At 71.0% G+C, this 18,976-nt stretch carries 22 protein-coding genes and 3 tRNA genes; 10 read left to right on the top strand and 15 right to left on the bottom strand.

Features of this window, described 5'->3' with window-relative positions; all coding sequences use genetic code 11:
- Positions 1-436: 436 nt before the first annotated feature.
- Positions 437-1,009 (bottom strand): DUF503 family protein, encoded by a 573-nt coding sequence (locus tag JWQ91_RS14970; protein ID WP_297785858.1) that lies wholly within the window; start codon positions 1,007-1,009, stop codon positions 437-439.
- Between the two features lie 104 nt (positions 1,010-1,113).
- Here JWQ91_RS14970 and JWQ91_RS14965 point away from each other — a divergent pair, with 104 nt between their 5' ends.
- Entirely contained in the window at positions 1,114-1,950 is an 837-nt protein-coding gene (locus JWQ91_RS14965) for a class I SAM-dependent methyltransferase (RefSeq protein WP_297785855.1), read from the top strand.
- Between the two features lie 22 nt (positions 1,951-1,972).
- Here JWQ91_RS14965 and JWQ91_RS14960 read toward each other — a convergent pair whose 3' ends face one another.
- Positions 1,973-2,272 (bottom strand): zf-TFIIB domain-containing protein, encoded by a 300-nt coding sequence (locus JWQ91_RS14960; protein WP_297785852.1) that lies wholly within the window; start codon positions 2,270-2,272, stop codon positions 1,973-1,975.
- Between the two features lie 93 nt (positions 2,273-2,365).
- On the opposite strand from JWQ91_RS14960, the gene JWQ91_RS14955 reads away from it, so the two are divergent.
- Positions 2,366-3,223, top strand: a complete 858-nt coding sequence (locus JWQ91_RS14955; protein ID WP_297785849.1) for a GGDEF domain-containing protein — start codon at positions 2,366-2,368, stop codon at positions 3,221-3,223.
- A gap of 12 nt (positions 3,224-3,235) precedes the next feature.
- On the opposite strand, the gene JWQ91_RS14950 is transcribed toward JWQ91_RS14955, so the two are convergent.
- The 5 genes from JWQ91_RS14950 to JWQ91_RS14930 all read right to left on the bottom strand — a co-directional run bounded on the left by JWQ91_RS14950 (position 3,236) and on the right by JWQ91_RS14930 (position 6,250).
- Complete coding sequence (locus tag JWQ91_RS14950; protein WP_297785846.1) at positions 3,236-3,472, bottom strand: hypothetical protein; 237 nt, start codon at positions 3,470-3,472, stop codon at positions 3,236-3,238.
- A 9-nt stretch (positions 3,473-3,481) separates the two neighbouring features.
- Positions 3,482-3,853: a TraR/DksA C4-type zinc finger protein gene (locus JWQ91_RS14945; protein ID WP_297785843.1), complete on the bottom strand. Its 372-nt coding sequence runs from the start codon at positions 3,851-3,853 to the stop codon at positions 3,482-3,484.
- A 70-nt stretch (positions 3,854-3,923) separates the two neighbouring features.
- Positions 3,924-3,996, bottom strand: a tRNA-Lys gene (locus JWQ91_RS14940).
- 36 nt (positions 3,997-4,032) lie between these two features.
- Entirely contained in the window at positions 4,033-5,580 is a 1,548-nt protein-coding gene (locus tag JWQ91_RS14935) for an NAD(P)/FAD-dependent oxidoreductase (RefSeq protein WP_297785841.1), read from the bottom strand.
- Complete coding sequence (locus tag JWQ91_RS14930; RefSeq protein WP_297785839.1) at positions 5,570-6,250, bottom strand: DNA alkylation repair protein; 681 nt, start codon at positions 6,248-6,250, stop codon at positions 5,570-5,572. The genes JWQ91_RS14935 and JWQ91_RS14930 overlap by 11 nt, the downstream gene beginning before the upstream one ends.
- A gap of 75 nt (positions 6,251-6,325) precedes the next feature.
- Here JWQ91_RS14930 and JWQ91_RS14925 point away from each other — a divergent pair, with 75 nt between their 5' ends.
- Positions 6,326-7,312 (top strand): pirin family protein, encoded by a 987-nt coding sequence (locus JWQ91_RS14925; RefSeq protein WP_297785837.1) that lies wholly within the window; start codon positions 6,326-6,328, stop codon positions 7,310-7,312.
- Positions 7,313-7,327: 15 nt separating this feature from the next.
- Here JWQ91_RS14925 and JWQ91_RS14920 read toward each other — a convergent pair whose 3' ends face one another.
- Both JWQ91_RS14920 and JWQ91_RS14915 read right to left on the bottom strand, forming a co-directional pair.
- Positions 7,328-7,936: a hypothetical protein gene (locus JWQ91_RS14920; protein WP_297785835.1), complete on the bottom strand. Its 609-nt coding sequence runs from the start codon at positions 7,934-7,936 to the stop codon at positions 7,328-7,330.
- 52 nt (positions 7,937-7,988) lie between these two features.
- On the bottom strand, positions 7,989-8,654 hold the full coding sequence (locus tag JWQ91_RS14915) for a histidine phosphatase family protein (protein WP_297785832.1): 666 nt from the start codon (positions 8,652-8,654) through the stop codon (positions 7,989-7,991).
- Between the two features lie 29 nt (positions 8,655-8,683).
- Between JWQ91_RS14915 and glpK the strand changes: the two genes are divergently transcribed.
- The 3 genes from glpK to JWQ91_RS14900 are packed head-to-tail and all read left to right on the top strand — an operon-like array spanning position 8,684 to position 12,743.
- Positions 8,684-10,195 carry a glycerol kinase GlpK gene (gene glpK / locus JWQ91_RS14910; protein WP_297785830.1) on the top strand — a complete coding sequence of 504 codons (1,512 nt, stop codon included), beginning with the start codon at positions 8,684-8,686 and terminating at the stop codon, positions 10,193-10,195.
- A gap of 56 nt (positions 10,196-10,251) precedes the next feature.
- The gene (locus tag JWQ91_RS14905; RefSeq protein WP_297785827.1) at positions 10,252-11,991 is read left to right on the top strand and encodes a glycerol-3-phosphate dehydrogenase/oxidase; all 1,740 of its coding nucleotides are present in this window, start codon (positions 10,252-10,254) and stop codon (positions 11,989-11,991) included.
- Positions 11,988-12,743 carry a DUF4097 family beta strand repeat-containing protein gene (locus JWQ91_RS14900; protein ID WP_297785824.1) on the top strand — a complete coding sequence of 252 codons (756 nt, stop codon included), beginning with the start codon at positions 11,988-11,990 and terminating at the stop codon, positions 12,741-12,743. Before JWQ91_RS14905 ends, JWQ91_RS14900 begins: the two co-directional genes overlap by 4 nt.
- Positions 12,744-12,778: 35 nt before the next feature.
- Here JWQ91_RS14900 and JWQ91_RS14895 read toward each other — a convergent pair.
- Positions 12,779-12,854, bottom strand: a tRNA-His gene (locus JWQ91_RS14895).
- Positions 12,855-12,915: 61 nt separating this feature from the next.
- Positions 12,916-13,527: an oligoribonuclease gene (gene orn / locus JWQ91_RS14890; RefSeq protein WP_297785821.1), complete on the bottom strand. Its 612-nt coding sequence runs from the start codon at positions 13,525-13,527 to the stop codon at positions 12,916-12,918.
- 123 nt (positions 13,528-13,650) lie between these two features.
- Between orn and JWQ91_RS14885 the strand changes: the two genes are divergently transcribed.
- Positions 13,651-14,430, top strand: a complete 780-nt coding sequence (locus JWQ91_RS14885; RefSeq protein WP_297785818.1) for a thioredoxin domain-containing protein — start codon at positions 13,651-13,653, stop codon at positions 14,428-14,430.
- Here the strand turns inward: JWQ91_RS14885 and JWQ91_RS14880 are convergent.
- Genes JWQ91_RS14880 through JWQ91_RS14870 form a run of 3 tightly spaced genes read right to left on the bottom strand, consistent with a single transcriptional unit; the run spans position 14,427 to position 15,780 of the window.
- On the bottom strand, positions 14,427-14,777 hold the full coding sequence (locus JWQ91_RS14880; RefSeq protein WP_297785815.1) for a CrcB family protein: 351 nt from the start codon (positions 14,775-14,777) through the stop codon (positions 14,427-14,429). The two genes, JWQ91_RS14885 and JWQ91_RS14880, sit on opposite strands and share 4 nt — an antisense overlap.
- Positions 14,774-15,157: a CrcB family protein gene (locus tag JWQ91_RS14875; RefSeq protein ID WP_297785813.1), complete on the bottom strand. Its 384-nt coding sequence runs from the start codon at positions 15,155-15,157 to the stop codon at positions 14,774-14,776. The genes JWQ91_RS14880 and JWQ91_RS14875 overlap by 4 nt, the downstream gene beginning before the upstream one ends.
- Complete coding sequence (locus JWQ91_RS14870) at positions 15,154-15,780, bottom strand: LysE/ArgO family amino acid transporter (protein ID WP_366521392.1); 627 nt, start codon at positions 15,778-15,780, stop codon at positions 15,154-15,156. Before JWQ91_RS14870 ends, JWQ91_RS14875 begins: the two co-directional genes overlap by 4 nt.
- Positions 15,781-15,853: 73 nt before the next feature.
- On the opposite strand from JWQ91_RS14870, the gene JWQ91_RS14865 reads away from it, so the two are divergent.
- Positions 15,854-16,726, top strand: a complete 873-nt coding sequence (locus JWQ91_RS14865; RefSeq protein ID WP_297785810.1) for a LysR family transcriptional regulator ArgP — start codon at positions 15,854-15,856, stop codon at positions 16,724-16,726.
- Positions 16,727-16,757: 31 nt separating this feature from the next.
- Here JWQ91_RS14865 and JWQ91_RS14860 read toward each other — a convergent pair.
- Positions 16,758-16,831, bottom strand: a tRNA-Arg gene (locus tag JWQ91_RS14860).
- An 80-nt stretch (positions 16,832-16,911) separates the two neighbouring features.
- Here JWQ91_RS14860 and JWQ91_RS14855 point away from each other — a divergent pair.
- Both JWQ91_RS14855 and JWQ91_RS14850 read left to right on the top strand, forming a co-directional pair.
- On the top strand, positions 16,912-18,099 hold the full coding sequence (locus tag JWQ91_RS14855) for a PrsW family intramembrane metalloprotease (protein WP_297785806.1): 1,188 nt from the start codon (positions 16,912-16,914) through the stop codon (positions 18,097-18,099).
- Positions 18,100-18,240: 141 nt separating this feature from the next.
- On the top strand, positions 18,241-18,976 hold a 736-nt coding region (locus JWQ91_RS14850), incomplete at its 3' end, for a dynamin family protein (RefSeq protein ID WP_297785861.1).

Raw genomic sequence — 18,976 nt, 5'->3', positions numbered from 1 at the left:
CGACAGCGAGGGGACGGAGGAATGCTCGGGGGTTGCGCACGCGGGTCACTTTCGTCCAGACGACAAAACTTCGATCAGTATGTCCGCCCCGGTCCGGCACCGGCTAGGGCGGGGGTCACACGTGGTGGTGCGCGCGTCAAGATCGCGTCAAGATCCGTCAGGGCTTCGTCAAGGTTGACGGATCCGGCGGGCGACGGGTGTCACCTGAACGGTCTGACGCTCCTGCACCTGACCCCGTGGGTTGCCCTCGGCGTGGTCGCGCTGCTGGTGATCGTCGTCTGGTCCTACCGACAGACCTGCTACGCCGCAAGCTCGAGACCGATCCGCCCCGGCCGACGATGTTCATCACCGACCCGGGCATCGGCTGTCGGCTCGTGGTCGATCGGCGCAGCTGAGCGCGGCGTCCCACGTCGTCGGGGGGGCCCGGCACGACGAGCTACTCGTCGTCGCTGTTGGCGATCCGGCGGCGTGCGGACAACAGGTCGAGCTCGGGGCGGCGTGCCACGTAGTCCTCGACCTTGTCCAGCACGTCGATGACGTGCTGGCTGTCGGCGGCGACGAGGGACACGCCGACCTCGGCCCGGCGGTACAGGTCGAGGCTGCCGGTCTCCGCGGCGGAGACCGTGAACGTACGCTGCAGGTCCGCGACGAGCGGCCGCACCACGGAGCGCTTCTGCTTCAACGAGTGCACGTCACCGAGCAGGAGGTCGAGCTCGACCCAGCCGATCCACATGCCCCGATCATCCTGCTCCGTCCGCCGTCCCGCAGCCCGGGCCGGGAGGATCCGCCGGACGCGGGGACGGCGCGTGGCGGGGCGGTGTGCGTGCGCGGCCTCGATCAGGCCCATCCGGGAATCGGCGCCGAGCTTGCGGCGGAGCGAGGCGATGTGGCTCTCGACCGTACGGACCGAGACGTGGAACTCCGAGGCGATCTCGCCGTTGGTGAGCCGCCGGGCGACGGCGTCGAGTGTTGCGCTCTCGCGTCGGGTGAGCCGCTCGACCTGCTCCATGTGCTGACTTTACTGACCCACATCTCCGTGTCCAGCACGGATGTTTCGGCCGGGACGCCAGCCCATTCTGGAACAGACACCCATATCGTCACGAGGAGGAGATCATGAGCAGGCTGATCGAGGACGTCGAGGCTGACCGAGAGCTCAAGAGCAAGCACAAGGCCATGTGGTCGATGGGGGACTATCCAGCCGTCGCCGCGGAAGTCATCCCGGCCACCGGCCCGCGGCTCGTCGAGGCGTGCGGCGTCCACGCCGGACAACGCGTGCTGGACGTGGGCGCCGGGTCCGGCAACGCCGCGATCCCGGCTGCGCTCACCGGCGCCCAGGTCGTCGCGTCCGACCTCGCCCCCGAGCTGCTCGAGGTCGGCCGCCGCAGCGCCGAGGCCCAGGGTGCGGCCCTCGAGTGGCAGGAGGCCGACGCCGAGGCCCTGCCGTACGCCGACGGCGAGTTCGACGTCGTGATGTCGTGCGTCGGCGTGATGTTCGCGCCGCACCACCAGGCAGCCGCCGACGAGCTCGTCCGGGTGTGCTGCCCCGGTGGGACGATCGGGCTGCTGAGCTGGACGCCCGAGGGGTTCATCGGGCAGATGTTCGCGACCATGAAGCCGTACGCGCCCCCGCCGCCTCCCGGCGCGCAGCCTCCGCCGTTGTGGGGCGACGAGTCGCACGTGCGGTCGTTGCTCGGCGACCGCGTCACGGACGTCGTCGCGCGCAAGGAGATGCTGACCGTCGACCGGTTCGCCTCACCCGTCGAGATGCGCGAGTTCTTCAAGCTGACGTACGGGCCGACGATCGCGGTCTACCGCAACATCGCCGACGACCCGGCCAAGGTCGAGGCGCTCGATCGCGACCTGGCCGACCTGGCCGGGCGTCACTTCGCCCCGACCGAGCCGACGATGGGCTGGGAGTATCTCCTGCTCACCGCCGTCCGGCAGGGCTAGCGGTCCCCAGCGGTCGACCGGCTCAGTCGAAGAGCTCCGAGAGCCAGTGTTCCTTCTTCTTGCGCCGGTGGGGCTGCTCGGCGTACCGCGGCTGCTCGGCGTACCGGGGCTGCTCGGCGTACCGAGGTGCCTCGTCGCGCCGGCGTTCCTCCTGGATGGGGGCCGCGGCACGGGGCGCGGGCGCATCGGCTGCGGCGCGGTCGATGATCTTGTCGAGCTCGCCGCGGTCGAGCCAGACCCCGCGGCAGTCCGGGCAGTAGTCGATCTCGATGCCGGACCGCTCGCTCATGACGAGGGTCGCACCGTCTGTCGGGCACTTCATGGGTCGTACCTCCTTTGCCCTGCTCAACTCGGACCGCATCCGGTTCGTTCCCGAACCCGGGTGGGTGACCCGGCGGCCCGATATCGTGACAGCATGTCGTGGCAGCTGGTCGCGGGCCTGAACCTGCTCATCGCCGGCTGCTACGTCGTCATCTCGACGCTGATCGTGACCGGGCTGGTCCGGACCCGGCAGCTCTGGTCCAACAAGCTCGGGCTCGCGACCGCGATGATCTTCGCGACCTGCGCGCTGCACCACTGGTCGCACGCGCTGCACCTCCTGATCCCCGAGGGTGGTGGCGGTCGGGCCGGCCTCGAGGCGACGCGGCAGACGTTCGACGGGACGCACAACATCGCCGTCGAGGTGCTGGGCGCCGGTGTCGCGCTGACCTACCTCGGCCTGCGCCGCAACTACCGCGCACTGCTCAGCACCCCGGCGATGTTCGACGACGCCGTGCGAGCGGCGGCCGAGCAGCGGCTGCGGGTCATGGCCTTCACCGACCAGCTGACCGAGGTGCCCAACCGGGCGGCCTACCAGGCGTACGCCGACAGCCTCCGCGGCGATCCGCGGCCGGTGGCCGTCCTGTTCGCCGATCTCGACGGCTTCAAGCAGATCAACGACTCCCACGGGCACGAGGCCGGGGACCGGCTGCTGCGTGAGGTCGCCCAGCGGATGCTCACCGGGCTGCGCCCCGCCGAGCGGTTGTTCCGGATCGGCGGGGACGAGTTCGTCGTGGTGGGCGTCGGCCTGGCGGAGGCCGAGGCCGACGACCTGCGGGACCGGGTCGAGCGGCTCGTCTCGGCGCCCTTCGTGACCCGCGAGGGGGCCGTCTCGGTGCGCGCGAGCCTCGGGACGTCGTGGGACGCCAACGGCAACCAGGTCGACCGTCTCGTCCGGGAGGCGGACGTCGAGATGTACCGGGTCAAGGCCGCCCGCGGGGCCCTCGAGTCCTGAGGCCGGCGGGGGTCACCCCGACTGGTGTCGCCGACCCAGCTCGACGAGCTTCTCGATCCCGGCGCGCAGCAGCATCGCCCCGGTCGTGACGACCAGCGCCCACCCGACGCCGTTGACGACGATGTGCGTCCACGCCGGGGCGCCGGGCCGGTAGAGCACGATCGCGGCAACCGTGAGGACGGCCAGCCCCGCGGCCAGGACGACGAGGGCCTCCTGGGCCAGGGACTCGGGTGTCCGTCGCCGCGACATCTCCTGACGTTACGTCCGGCCCCTCGGGTCCGCCACCCCCGGCGCGTGCAGCACGCAGGTGCGGGCCGTGGGACGTGCCTCGAGCCGGCCGTCGGGGATCCGGGCGCCGCACACCTCGCACGTCCCGTACGTGCCGCCGTGGACCCGCTCGAGCGCCGCCTCGATCTCGGCCAGGCGGTCGCGGGCCTGGGTGATCATCGTGCCGGCCTGGGACCGCTCGAACGCGATCGTCGCCCCCTCGGGGTCGTGCTCGTCGTCGGCGTTGGAGTCGGCCGAGGCGGCCACGATCCCGTCGAAGTCCCGCGACAGCAAGGCGAGCAGGGCGAGCGTGCGCGTCCGCTCGAGCTCGAGGCGGTGGGCGTGGTGTCCGGCGTCGGTCATGGCGCCCACGTACCCCGCCTCCGGAGGGTGAAGCAAAGGCCCCATTCGGCGAGGAATGAGGCCTTTGCAGTGCGGCATCAGGGACTCGAACCCCGAACCCGCTGATTAAGAGTCAGCTGCTCTGCCAATTGAGCTAATGCCGCCTTGCGGCCGTGGGCCGCGAAGCGAGAGAAACGTTATCAGTCGCCCTGCCCGACCTCATAATCGAGTACCGCATGAGCTGCGTGGTGGCCTCCGAGACCACTCACGGCACCGCCGCGTCGGGCTCCGCTGCCGCACAGGAGGACCCGCGGGTGGGTCGTCGAGACTCCCCAGCGTTCCGCTGAATTGTGGGGGCGCTCGCCCTCCTCGAGCCACGGCCACTGCAGGTCGCCGTGGAAGATGTGGCCGCCGGGCATCGCCAGCGCGGACTCGATCTGCGCCGGCGTCTTGTGCTCGACGCCGAGGATCAGCGGCTCGATCGGCTCGGCGAGGTGCTCGTCGAGTGCGACGAGGAACTGGGCGTACGCCCGCGCGGCCGCGGCCTCGTCGGGCAGCACCTCGTAGGGCGTGTGCAGCCCGAAGTAGGTCAACGTCTGCGCGTCGGTCGCCGCGAGGTCGGGGCCGAGGATCGAGCGGTCGGTCAGGGTGTGGCAGTAGAGCTCGCCGGTGGCCCGGTCCGGCAGGGCCCCGGCCGCCGCCTGCGCCCAGGCCGCCTCCAGCTCGCTCATCGCCTCGCCCACGTGGAGCGTGCCGGCGAACGCGATCGCCGGATCGATGCCCGACCTGAGTCGTGGCAGCCGGGAGACCAGCAGGTTGATCTTGAACTGGGACCCGGACGGGCGGGTGGGCAGCGGGTCACCGAGCAGGCCGGCGAGGACGTACGGGGCGACGCCGCTGAGGACCCAGTCGCCATCGATGGCGAAGCCGTCGCCGCTGACGGTGGCCCCGTCCGGGCGGGCGTCGATCCGGGTGACCTCGGCGCCGGTGCGGATGTCGACGCCGGCCTCCCGGGCCACCCGCTCGAGCTCGCCGGTCACGGCACCCATGCCGCCGACGGGGACGCGCCACTCGCCGGTGCCGTTGCCGATCAGGTGGTAGAGGAAGCAGCGGTTCTGCACCAGCGTCGGGTCGTGGAGCGAGGCGAACGTCCCGATCAGTGCATCCGTGCCGACGACGCCGCGGACCACGTCGTGGGAGAACCGGCGCTCGATAGCGGTGCCGAGCGGCTCCTCGACGACGTCGGTCCAGATGTCCATCTCGACGAGGTCGCGGATGTTGCCGATGTGGGGCAGCGGGGCGAGCAGCGTCGGCGCGATCGCCTCGGCGATCGTCCCGACCTCGGCGTAGAACGTGCGCCAGGCGGCGAGCTCGTCGTCCCCGCCGGTCAGGGTGCGGAACGACTCCTCGGTCGCGGGCCCCGGCGTGGTCTCGACGAGCAGGCCGCCACCGTCGTGCGGCGTGTAGGACGCGGTCTCGCGCGATCGCAGCTCCAGCCGCAGCCCGAGGTCGTCGATCAGCTGCTGCGGCATGACGCTGACGAGGTAGGAGTAGCGGGACAGACGGGCATCGATCCCCTCGAACGCCTGCGCGCTGATCGCCGCGCCACCGACGTGGGGGAGCCGCTCCAGCACGACGACCCGGCGGCCGGCGCGGGCGAGGTAGATCGCGGCCACGAGGGCGTTGTGGCCGCCGCCGACGATCACGACGTCGGTGGTCTCCGGGGTGCCGTCCTGCTCATCCGACATGCTTCAACGCCTCTCGTCTCGACAGACCGCTCAACGTGTCCGCGTGCGCCGCGACGAAGGCGCGCACCCAGTCGGGGTCCACTCTGGCGTACTCCCGCAGCGCCCACCCGATGGCCTTGCGAATGAAGAAGTCGGTGTCGGCGGCGTTGGCCTCGACCAGCTCGCTGAGCAGGGCGGTGTCGACGCGCTCGCGACGCCCGAGCTGGCTGATGATCGCGAGCCGGCGCAACCAGCGGTCGTCCGAGCGGCTCCACCGGCGGACGATCTCGGCGGTCTCGGCGGGGTGCAGGTCGTGCAGGTCGGCGATGCGCCCGCAGATCGCGTCGACGTGGTCCCACCACGCCCCGGTGACGGCCAGGTGCTCGTAGATCGGCACCATCTCGAGCCGCCCGATCGCGAGCGGGTGACCCGTCAGGGCGCTGGCGGCGTACCGCTCCTCGCGGAACGCCGCCTCGTCCCACAGTGTCGTCACGGCGGTCTCGACCTCGTCGAGGGTCAGGAGGGGGTGGGCCGCGAGGGCTGCCCGGGTGATCGCGCGGACCCGGGGGAGCCGGACGCCGCGGTACGGCATGGCCGACTTCATGTACGCCTGCATGCCCGGCGCGCGCTCCGGATCGGCCTCGTCCCGCAGGACGTCGCGGATGTCGGAGATCAGCGGCGCGACGCTCATGGGATCAGGGTACGCGGAACAGATGCGGTTAGTTGAATGTTGAACTAGTATGAGAGACCTACCGAGGAGATTCCGATGCCTGCTGTGACTGCTGCCGACTGGACCGTCCTGCCCCGCGTGATCGCGGCGCCGACCCAGACCGAGGACCGCGCGCCGATCAGCGTGACGACCGCGCCGAAGGGATACGAGGGCGAGGGGTTCCCGGTGCACCGCGCCTTCGCCGGGGTCGACCCGGCCCGGCTCGACCCGTTCATCCACATGGACCAGATGGGCGAGGTGGAGTACCAGCCCGGCGAGCCCAAGGGCACGCCGTGGCACCCGCATCGCGGCTTCGAGACCGTGACCTACATGATCGACGGCGTCATGGACCACCAGGACACCCACGGTGGCGGCGGGTCGATCACCGACGGCGACACGCAGTGGATGACCGCCGGCAGTGGGCTGCTGCACATCGAGACCCCGCCGGAGTGGCTCGTCACGAGCGGTGGCCTGTTCCATGGGCTGCAGCTGTGGGTCAACCTCCCCAAGGCCGACAAGTGGCTGCCGCCGCACTACCAGGACATCCGCGGAGGCGACGTGGGCCTGGCGTCGACGCCCGACGCGGGCGCGCTGCTGCGGGTCATCGCCGGCGAGGTCGACGGCGTGGCCGGCCCCGGCTCGACCCGCACCCCGATGGCGATGGTCCACGCCACGGTCCTGCCGGGTGCCGAGATGACCGTCCCGTGGCGCACCGACTTCAATGCGCTTGTCTACGTCCTGGGCGGCACGGGCTACGTCGGCCGCGACCGCCGGCCGATCTCCTCGGGCCAGCTCGCGGTGCTCGGCCACGGCGAGACGATCACGGTCGGCGCGGCCGAGCGCCAGGACGCCAAGCACCCCGCCCTCGAGGTCGTGCTGCTCGGTGGGCTGCCGATCCGCGAGCCCATCGCGTGGGCCGGACCGTTCGTCATGAACACCAAGGCCGAGGTCCTGCAGGCGTTCGAGGACTTCCAGAAGGGCCGGCTCGGCACGATCCCGACGGTGCCGCACGCCGACGTCGTCGGCGAGCTCAAGCCGGAGTGACGCCGGCCCGTGCGGTCAGCCCTGGCAGAACAGCTGGCCGTACGGTCCGTCGGTCGACCGACGCTCCGTCACGCGCCCGTCGATCGTGATGGTGCAGGTGATCGGATCGCCCCGGGGGCCGGCCTGGGCGAACAGCTGTGCGTAGTCCGGGTCGCCGTAGGCCGTCGTGCTGAGCGACCACGAGGTGCCGACGCCCTCGGCCGTGCCCGACGACCGGTCGACGCTCGTCGGGACGACGTAGCCCACGACGCCGATCGGTGCCGCCGACGTCATCGTGAGCACGACGGAGTGCTTCGGAAATCCCTTCGTGCCGCCCTCCCCGGCGAGTCCACCGGCAGGTGCGAGGGCGCTGATGCCCTGCTGGGACCGGGGGGACAGCTTCGCGAGTCCCGCGCCGATCTCGTCCTTGCGCGGCGCGACATAGGTGTCGACCTGCTGCGACCGGCTCGTGGATCCTGCCCCGCTGCTGGCGCCGGCGGCCGGCGGCGGCTCGTCCGATCCCGACCGGAGGACGAGGCCGACGAGGATCGCGATCACGCCGAGCGCCATCGACGCGCCGGCGAGAACGTCCGACCGGTGTCGCCGGATCCACCTTGGCGACAGCAGACGCGGCATTGACCTCATGCCCTGACCAACGATCCGGTTCGGGATTCGTTAGGTCCGGGATGGGAGGCCGTCACTCGTCGAGCGGCTCCGAGGCCGGGCTGTGGTCGGAGACGACGCTCATGGCGGCCGCCTCGCTGACGCTCTCGCCCAGCCACGACGTGACCTCCCAGCCGGCGGCGCTCGACCCCTCGACCACGACGATGCCGGTGTTGACGACGTAGTGGTCGGTGACGAAGTCGAGGTCGATGTTGCTCGTGCGCATGGCGCACCACGCACGGATCATCGCGCCGTGGCTGATCAGGGCGACGTCGTCGAGGCCCAGGGCCTCGACCTCCGCCACGACCTCGTCGAAGCGGGCGAGGACCTCGTGACCGTCCTGCGCGCCGGGCATGCGGACGTCGAGGTCGCCGCCGCACCACTCGAACAACGTCGAGACGTACTGGTGGATCGAGGCGTGGTCGGCCAGGCCCTCGACGTCGCCGGCGGAGATCTCGCGCAGGCCGGCGCGCTCGGTCGGCGTCAGCCCCCGCGCCGCGGCGAGCGGTGCCGCCGTCAGGTGGGTCCGCACCATCGACGACACGAAGATCGCGTCGAGCGGCTGTCCGTCGAGCGCGCCGACGAGCTGCTGGGCCTGCTGCGTGCCCAGGTCGGTCAGCCCGGGGCCGGGCACGGATGACTCGAGGATGCCCTTGACGTTGGCCGGGGTCTGCCCGTGCCGGATCAGGATGAGGCGCATGCCCCGAGCCTACGGATAGGGTCGGCGCCATGGCGAAGTATGTCGGCGCGATCGACCAGGGCACCACGAGCACGCGGTTCATGATCTTCGACCACGACGGTCACGAGGTGGCCCGCCACCAGCTCGAGCACGAGCAGATCATGCCGCAGGCCGGCTGGGTCGAGCACGACCCGCACGAGATCTGGGAGACGACCCAGGACGTCGTGGAGGCCGCGCTGGGGCGCGCCGGGATCACGTTCGACGGGCTCGCGGCGATCGGCATCACCAACCAGCGCGAGACCACCGTCGTGTGGGACCGGCGGACGGGCGAGCCCTACTACAACGCGATCGTGTGGCAGGACACCCGCACCGACAAGATCGCCGCCGCCCTCGACAAGGACGACCGGGGGACCCTGATCCGCGAGCGGGCCGGGCTGCCCCCCGCGCCGTACTTCTCCGCCGGCAAGATCCAGTGGATCCTCGAGAACGTCGACGGGGTCCGCGCCGACGCCGAGGCGGGCCACGCGATCTTCGGCAACACCGACAGCTGGCTCATCTGGTGGCTGACCGGGGGGCCCGACGGCGGTCTGCACATGACCGACGTGACCAACGCCAGCCGCACGATGCTGATGGACCTCGAGACGCTCGCGTGGGACGACGAGCTCCTCGCGATCTTCGACGTGCCCCGCTCGATGCTGCCGGAGATCCGGTCGTCGTCCGAGGTCTACGCGCACACCGTTGCGGACGGGCCATTCGGCGGCGAGGTCGCCATCGCGAGCGATCTCGGCGATCAGCACGCCGCGCTCGTCGGCCAGGTGTGCTTCGAGCCCGGCGACCTCAAGAACACCTACGGCACGGGCAACTTCCTGGTCCTCAACACCGGCACCGAGATCGTCCGGTCCAACAACGGGCTCATCACGACGCTGGCCTACCGGTTCGGCGACGCCGCGCCCGTGTACGCCCTGGAGGGCTCGATCGCGGTCACGGGATCGGCGATCCAGTGGCTGCGCGACCAGCTCGGCATCATCAAGGCGGCCGCGGACTCCGAGTCGCTGGCCTCGAGCGTCGACGACAACGGCGGGGTCTGCTTCGTCCCCGCGTTCTCCGGCCTGTTCGCCCCGCACTGGCGGTCCGACGCCCGCGGCGTCATCGTCGGGCTGTCCCGCTACAACACCGTCGCGCACATCGCCCGGGCCGCCCTCGAGGCGATCTGCTACCAGAGCAAGGACGTCATCGAGGCGATGATCGCCGACGCGGACCTCGACCTGCAGACCCTGCGGGTCGACGGCGGTGTCACGGCCAACGAGCTGTGCATGCAGATCCAGGCCGACGTCCTCGGCGTCCCGGTCAGCAGGCCCGTCGTCGCCGAGACGACGGCGCTCGGCGCGGCGTACGCGGCGGGCCTCGCGGTCGGCTTCTGGGCGAGCACCGACGAGCTCGTCGCCAACTGGAAGGAGTCGGCCCGCTGGGAGCCGGTCTCGACGGCCGAGCAGCGTGACCAGGGCCACGCCCAGTGGAAGAAGGCCGTCGAACGGACCTTCGACTGGATCGACGTCGACTAGGTCACAGGTTCCCTCGGGCATTCGCCCCACCACCGGTGCCCTGCTTGACTGGGGCCATGCGTCCTGTCGCCCTGTCACCCGAGAACCGCCAAGCCGCGCTCGACGCGATGGCGACCACACCGCTCGACATCCTGGTGATCGGCGGGGGTGTCGTCGGTGGCGGCGCCGCCCTCGACGCCGCGACGCGCGGCCTCGCGGTGGGCCTGGTCGAGGCGCGTGACTTCGCGTCCGGCACGTCGAGCCGCTCGAGCAAGCTCATGCACGGCGGGTTGCGCTACCTGGAGATGCTCGACTTCCGCCTGGTCGCCGAGGCGCTCAAGGAGCGCGGGCTCAACCTGCAGCGGCTCGCCCCGCACCTGGTCCACGAGATCCCGTTCCTCTACCCCCTGACGCACCGGGTGTGGGAGCGGTTGTACGCCGGCTCGGGCGTCGCGCTGTACGACGCCATGAGCAAGGCGTCGGGCTACGGCGCCGGCGTCCCGCTGCACCGGCACCTGACCCGTCGTGGCGCCCGCCGCATCATGCCGGCGCTCAAGAAGGACGCGCTGGTCGGCGCGCTGCAGTACTACGACGCCCAGGTCGACGACGCCCGGCACACGATGTTCCTGTCCCGCACCGCCGCGGCGTACGGCGCGCACGTCGCGAGCCGCACCCGCGTCATCGGGCTGCTGCGCGATGGCGACCGGGTCACCGGCGCCCGGGTCAAGGACCTCGAGACGGGGCGTGAGTTCGACGTCGCCGCCAAGCAGGTCGTCAACTCCACCGGCGTGTGGACCGACGAGACCCAGTCGTTCGCGGGGGAGCGGGGCCAGTTCCACGTCCGCTCCAGCAAGGGCGTGCACCTCGTCGTGCCGCGCGACCGGATCCGTGGTGACTCGGGCCTGATCCTGCGCACCGAGAAGTCGGTCCTGTTCGTCATCCCGTGGGGCCGGCACTGGATCATCGGCACGACCGACACCGACTGGTCGCTCTCGAAGGACCACCCCGCGGCGAGCCGCAGCGACATCGACTACCTGCTCGACCACGTCAACCAGGTGCTGGTCGAGCCGTTGACCCACGAGGACGTCGAGGGCGTCTACGCGGGACTTCGTCCGTTGCTCGCCGGCGAGGACGAGGCGACCAGCAAGCTCTCGCGGGAGCACGCCGTCAGCACGATCGTCAAGGGCCTGGTCGTGATCGCGGGCGGCAAGTACACGACGTACCGGGTCATGGCCAAGGACGCCGTCGACGCCGCGGTCCACGGCATGCGGACCCAGCTCGACCGCCACGCGCCGCCCTCGGTCACCGAGGACGTGCCGCTGCTGGGCGCCGACGGCTACGAGGCGCTGTGGAACCAGCGGCACATGATCGCCCGGTCGAGCGGACTGGGCGTCGGCCGGATCGAGCACCTCCTGCACCGATACGGCTCGCTCCTGGACGAGCTGCTCGACCTCATCGCCGAGCAGCCCGGCCTGGGCAAGCCGCTGACCGGCGCCGACGACTACCTGCGGGCCGAGATCGTCTACGCCGCGTCGCACGAGGGCGCCCGACACCTCGACGACGCCATCGCCCGCCGCACGCGGATCTCGATCGAGACGTTCGACCGGGGGACCGAGGTCGCCGTCGAGGTCGCCGAGCTCATGGGCGGCGTCCTGGGCTGGACCGAGGCGCAGCGGGACAACGAGGTCGACCACTACCTGAAACGGGTCGAGGCCGAGCGGGAGAGCCAGACGATGCCCGACGACGCGACCGCCGACGCGGCCCGCCTGGGTGCCGAGGACGTCGTCCCCGTCTCGATCACGGAGGCCGCCTCGTGACCGACGAGGAGACCATCGCGGACTACGACGTGCGCTCGCCCGCCTCGCGCACCCTCCTGACGGTGCTGGGCACGATCCTCGTGGTGGCGGTGCTGGCCGGCCTGGTGCTCGGCGCGTCGATCCTCAAGCGCGACACCACGGTGTCGACGAGCGTCGTCGAGCTGGGCCAGTCGCGGCTCGTCGTGATCGATGCCGGCACCGCCGACCTGCGGATCGTCCAGGGCGATCCCGAGGTCGTCAAGGTCTCGGCCCGCATCACGAGCGGCCTGCGCAAGACCGACTTCCAGATCGGCCGGCGCGACGACGAGATCAAGATCCTGTCGGGGTGCCAGACCTGGCTGTCGCCGGGCTGCGGCGTCTCAGCGACCCTCGAGATCCCCGAGGGCTTCCCCGTCGTCATCCGGACGACGTCGGGCAATGTCGTGGCCCAGTCGATCTCGGAGGGCGCGCTGACGGTCGTGACCGGCGCCGGCAACGTACGAACCGAGGCCCTGTCGGTCGACGAGCTCGAGGTCACGACGACGTCGGGCGACGTCGCCGCCGACTTCGCCCGCCAGCCGTTCGGGATCAAGGCCACGACCGACAGCGGCGACATCACGGCCGGGGTGCCCCTGGGCGACCGCTCGTACGCCGTGACGGCCCGGTCGAAGTCCGGCAAGGTCACCTCGTCGATCCCGTCGAAGGGCGGGGAGCAGGGCTACTTCGTCCGCGCCAGGAGCAGCAGCGGGGACATCGACCTGTCGATGAAATGAGCAGGACCCCCGCAGCTGTGCTGCGGGGGTCCTCGTGGGGTGAGTGACGGGACTTGAACCCGCGACCACCGGCACCACAAGCCGGTGCTCTACCAGCTGAGCTACACCCACCACGCGTGTCGAGCATGCGCCCGACACGACGGAGAAAAGTCTAACGCAGGCCCGTGCGGGTCTACGACTGGCCCGTCACCGAGCCGGAGACCTCGGCGGCGATGGCCTTGGCCGTGTCGCTGTCGATGCCCGGATCCGCGGTGAAGACGGCCCGTCGGTAGTAGCGCAGCTCCTCGATCGACTCCTGGATGTCGACCAGGGCGCGGTGCTGGCCGCCCTTGGTCGGGGCCGCGAAGTAAGCCCGCGGGAACCACTGCCGCGACAGCTCCTTGATCGACGAGACGTCGATGACCCGGTAGTGCAGCCAGCCCTCGAGCTCGGTCATGTCACGGGCCAGGAACGCCCGGTCGGTGCCGATCGTGTTGCCGGCCATCGGCGCCTTGCCGGGCTCCTTGACGAACTCCCGGACGTACTCCAGCACCTGCTCCTCGGCGTCCCGCAGGCTCAGGCCCGCGTCGAGCTCGGTCAGCAGTCCCGAGCTCGTGTGCATGTCGGTGACGAAGTCGTTCATCTGGTCCAGGGCCGCCTGGGGCGGCTTGATGACGAGGTCGATCCCGTCACCCAGGACGTTGAGGTCGTAGTCGGTGACGAGGGCCGCCACCTCGACCAGGGCATCGGTCTCGAGGGAGAGTCCGGTCATCTCGCAGTCGATCCACACCAGCTTGTCATTCACGTCCCAGACCCTACTGCGCGTGCCGCGATGGGTGCTTCGCGCGGGCCGGTAGGCTCACGTGGAACCTTGAGCCGAGGTGCCGCGTTGGTCAGATTGGTGACCGCCCGACCCAGGAGAACCCCAGTGAGCAACGAACGCCAGCAGCGCGCCGCCCGAGCAGAGCAGATGCGCAAGGAGCGCGAGAAGGCCGACAAGAAGCAGCGCAACCTCATCACGGTCGGCATCGTCGTCGTGGTCGTGGCGCTGATCGCCCTCGCCGGGTTCGCCGTCGCGAGCACCAGCAACGACAAGAAGGACGTCACCGACGTCATCCAGCCCGCGGGCGCGACCAAGGACTTCGGGATCGTCTACACGCCCGAGGACGCCGGCGCGAAGGTCAAGGACGGCGCCAAGCCGGTCTCGGTCGAGCTCTACGAGGACTTCCAGTGCCCCGCGTGCCTGTCGTTCGAGCAGCAGAGCGGCGCGTTCCTGCACCAGCAGGTCGAGAGCGGCGCGATCTCGATCACGTACCGCCCCTTCTCGTTCCTCGACGAGAACGGCGGCAGCACCAACGAGTACTCGCACCGCTCGACCAACGTCGCGCTGTGCGTCCTCGACAAGGGCGGCGTCAAGGACTACGTCAAGGCACACGACTACCTCTACGCCAACCAGCCCGACGAGGGCACCGACGGGCCGACCGACAAGGAGCTCGTCGCGGCGATGAAGTCCAACGACATCACCAGCGCCGACATCCAGTCGTGCGTCGACACATCGCGTTTCGTCCCGTGGATCGACGCGGCCAAGGAGGCCGGCTCGGACAAGGGCGTCAGCAGCACGCCGACCGTCAAGGTCGCCGGCAAGAAGCTCGAGAGCCCGACGCCGCAGGCGCTGCAGGCCGCGATCGACAAGGCTGCGAAGGCCTAGCGCCCCAGCGCGTACCCCACCGACGCCGCCGCGACGCTCACCACGAGCATCGCGGCGGCGTTGCTCGTCGCGGCGACGTACCGCCGGTCCAGTGCCAGGTGGACCGTCTCGACGCTCGCGGTGCTGAAGGTCGTGTAGCCGCCGAGGAAGCCCGTGCCGAGCACGGTGTGCCACTGGCCGTCCCCGGCGGTCGCCACGAGCAGGCCGAGCAGCAGCGAGCCCGTGACGTTGATCAGCAGCGTCGACCACGGCAGGCGGTCGGACACGCGGGGACGCATCCACGCGTCGAGCGAGTAGCGGGTCCCGGCGCCCAGCCCGCCGGCCAGCGCGACGACGAGCGGCGTCATCGTGCGACCGCCCGGGCCGTCGCGATGCCGGCGAGGGCCGCCACGAGGCCCAGCAGCACGGTCCCCATGGCGTACGCCGTCGCGAGCGCGACGTGGTCCGCTCGGAGCAGCTGGTCCGTCTCGACCGCCAGGGCGCTGTAGGTCGTGTAGCCGCCCAGGAATCCCGTGCCCAGGAGCAGGCGCGCGGTGCGGCGGTCGCCCGTGTCGTCGCCGCGCAGGAGCATCGTCGCCAGCAGGGCACCGAGGAGGAACGAGCCGCTGAGGTTGACGAGGAACGTCGCGGCCGGGAACAGCCGGTCGCTCGCGAGCCACTCGCCGATGCCGAACCGGGCCAGGGTGCCGAGGGCGCCGCCGACGGCCACCGTGACGAACGACTTCACGAGTCCATCAGACCACGCAGCAGGCTGAGGGCGATGAGGACCATGACGGCCGCGATCAGCGCGTCGAGCACCTGCCACGACCTCGGCCGGGCGAACACCGGGCGCAGGAGCCGCGCGCCGTAGCCGAGCGACACGAACCACACGATGCTGCCGAGGCTCGCGCCGACGCCGAACCACCACCGGTCGCCGCCGTGCGTCGCGGCCACGGAGCCGAGCAGGACCACGGTGTCGAGGTATACGTGCGGGTTGAGCCAGGTCAGCGCGAGGCACGTCGCGACGACCGGCCACAGCGCGTTGTCGCTCCCGCCCTCGTCGGCCTCGATCGCGGCGGGGTGCCGGGCCCGGCGGGCGGCGATGACGGCGTACGTCAGCAGGAACGCGGCGCCGCCGACGCGCATGACGTCGACGATCCACGGAGCCAGGTCGAGCAGCGAGCCGAGGCCGGCGATGCCCGCGAGGATCAGGACGACGTCGGAGACGGCGCACACCGCGACGACCGGCAGGACGTGCTCGCGGCGCAGGCCCTGGCGGAGGACGAACGCGTTCTGCGCGCCGATCGCGATGATGAGCGACAGTCCGAAGCCCATCCCAGACGTGAGCGCGACGGCGGCGTGGTGGGTCACACCGCCGACGCTAGGGCCTCACCAGTGATGAAGTCCAACGACAGTTCCTGTCGTTGCATTAGCATTACTTCATATGGACCTCTCCCAGCTGCAGGCGCTGGCCGCGGTCGTGGACGAGGGATCGTTCGAGGCGGCCGCCGCATCGCTGCACGTCACCCCGTCGGCGGTGAGCCAGCGCATCAAGGCGCTGGAGCAGTCCGCCGGTCAGGTGCTCGTGCGGCGCACCAAGCCGACCGCGACAACCGGGCCCGGGGAGGCCTACCTGCGGCTGGCTCGCCAGATCGACGCGCTGGTCCACGAGACGACGGCGGTGTCCACGGCGGTCGAGGGCGCGACGGTCACGGTGCCGATCGCGTTGAGCGCCGACTCCATGGCGACCTGGGTGCTCCCGGCGCTCGCGACCCTCCCTCCCGGGACCTGCTTCGACCTGCACCGCGACGACCAGTCGCGCACCGCGGACCTGCTGCGCTCCGGGACCGTCATGGCGGCGATCACGTCGGTCGACGAGCCGGTCCAGGGTTGTCGGTCGCACCGGCTCGGGATCAGCCGCTACCGGCCGATGGCGACGCCGGCGTTCGTGGACCGGTGGTTCGCCGGCGGGGTGACGGTCGACGCGCTGGCGGTGGCCCCGATGGTCGTGTTCGACCGCCACGACGACCTGCAGGACCGCTACCTGCGACGCCGTTCCCGGCGCCGCCTCGCCCCGCCCCGCCACCACGTGCCGGCGTCCGCCGACTTCGCGGAGGCGGTCGCGCTGGGCCTGGGCTGGGCCGTCCTGCCGCCGGAGCAGTCGACCGCGCGCGAGGCGGCGGGCGTGCTGGTCGAGCTCGACCCGGGCGCCCACGTCGACGTGACGCTGCACTGGCAGCAGTGGACCCTGCAGACCCCGGCCTTGGAGGCCGTCGCGACCGCGATCCGCGACGCCGCGGCGCAGCACCTGATCTGAGCGCGCCGGCCAGGGCTTGGCCGCCCGGGAGTGCGCCCGGCAGGACTCGAACCTGCGACCTAGAGATTAGAAGGCTCTTGCTCTATCCAGCTGAGCTACGGGCGCGCATTCCCCAGCCTATCGGCGTCCGTCGTCACGGCTGCGCACGTCCCGCGACATGGCGGCCGATGCCCTAGGCTCTCGGGGTGACAGACGCGACCGTCGGCCAGCTCCCGGCCGCCCTTCCTCCGTACCACGAGGCCTACCGTCAGCGGGGCCGCACGCCCCTGTTGGTCCTGTTCGTCGTCATCGCGATCGCGGGCGTCGTCGGGGCGGGCTTCATCGCCGCCAGCGCCGAGGACGCCGAGGGCACGGGCCTGTCGATCCTCTACGCCATGATCCCGCTGCCGTTCCTGTGGTTCGTGTTCTGGTGGCTCGACCGCTACGAGCCGGAGCCGCGCCGCTACAAGTTCGCGGCCTTCGTCTGGGGCGGGGTCATCGCGGTCGGGATCGCCCTTGCGCTCGAGGTCTGGGCGCAGGACTTCTTCGACCTGTCCGAGAGCCAGACCGCGACGTTCGCCGCGCCGCTGGCCGAGGAGCCGGCCAAGTGCCTGTTCCTGCTCCTGACCTTCGTACGGTCCCGCCGGGTCATCGACGGCGTGCTCGACGGGCTGGTCTACGCCGGGCTGGTCGGCATCGGCTTCGCGTTCGTCGAGAACATCGGCTACTACGCCGCGAGCTACCTGGGCTCGCCCGACATCAAGATCGCCGGGGCCGAGGGCGCGACGACGACCTTCATCGTCCGGGGCATCTTCAGTCCGTTCGCCCACCCGTTGTTCACGGCGGCGTTCGGCATCGCGATCGGCCTGGCCGTGACCCGCCGGTCGAAGCTGCTGCGGGTCGTCATCGTGGTCCTCGGCCTCGTGGCGAGCATGTGCCTGCACGGGCTGTGGAACGGGTCCCTGAGCTACGGGCCCGACAGCGGGGTCGGCTTCGCCCTGGCCTACCTCGCGCTGGGCGCGCTCCTCCTCGCCGCGGCGGGCCTGGCGATCGTCGTCCGGGTTCGACAGGTCCGGATCCTCGAGCGCTCGCTGTCGTACGTCGCGCAGCGGGGCTGGATCCATCCCGCCGAGATCCCCTACCTTTCGAGGTTCGGCCACCGCAAGGCCGCGCGTCGCTACGCCCGGTCCGAGCACGGCAAGGTCGCCGCCCGGATCGTCAAGCGATATCAGCTGCTGGCGACCGAGATGGCGTTCCTGCACGACGCCTTGATGAGCGGCCGGATCAAGCCCCACGGGGTCGAGCGGACGTACGCGCTGCTGGACGCGATGTACGCCCTGCGGCCGGGCCTGCGCTTCCCGCCCGCGCTGCAGAGTCTCCCTCGTCACAACTGACCCTGGGCAACACGTGCCGTGGCCACGAAGCGACGACTTGTCGACTAATCTGTTCCTTGAACCGTCCGCAGCAGATCCACCATCGACGAGAGGAGCCCGAACGTGCCCGGCGACCACGCTTCGGCCGAGCTCCTTGCGGGGATGAGCTCGCTGCTCCTCTCGGTTCGTGATGCGTCGCTGCGCCTCGAGGCCGAGGGTGTCGCGGCGGCTCGCCACACGCAGGCGGCTCTCGTCGACCAGCTCTCGGACTACGTCCTGCCGCGGCTCGTGCAGCTCGATGCCCCCCTGCTCGTCGTCGTCGGCGGATCGACCGGCGCCGGCAAGTCGACCCTGGTCAACTCGCTGGTGGGCGAGCAGGTCACCGAGTCGGGCGTCCTGCGCCCCACCACCCGCTCACCCGTCCTGGTCCACCACCCGGACGATGCCGAGTGGTTTCAGCCCGACCGGATCCTGCCCGACCTGGCGCGGACGCTCGAGACCGGCAACGACTCGTACGCCCTCCGGCTCGCGACCTCCGACAAGATCCCGCCGGGCCTGGCGATCCTCGACGCCCCCGACGTGGACTCGATCGACCGCGGCAACCGTGAGCTGGCCGCCCAGCTGCTCGCGGCGGCGGACCTGTGGCTGTTCGTGACCTCGGCCGCCCGCTACGCCGATCAGGTCCCGTGGGACTACCTGCGCCAGGCCTCGGAGCGCAGCACCTCGGTCGCCGTCGTGCTCGACCGCACGAGCGACGACGCGCTGATCGAGGTTCGCGGCCACCTGGCCCGGATGATGACGTCCCGTGGCCTGTCGGACTCGCCGCTGTTCACGATCCCCGAGTCCGAGCTCGACGTCGACGGGCTGCTGCCCCGTGAGGCCGTGGCACCCATGGTGG

Source organism: Aeromicrobium sp. (assembly GCF_025965075.1).
In the GTDB taxonomy this organism is placed as follows: domain Bacteria; phylum Actinomycetota; class Actinomycetes; order Propionibacteriales; family Nocardioidaceae; genus Aeromicrobium.
The sequence above is the reverse complement of the archived record's forward strand: the minus strand, read 5'-3'. Positions and strand labels throughout refer to the sequence as shown.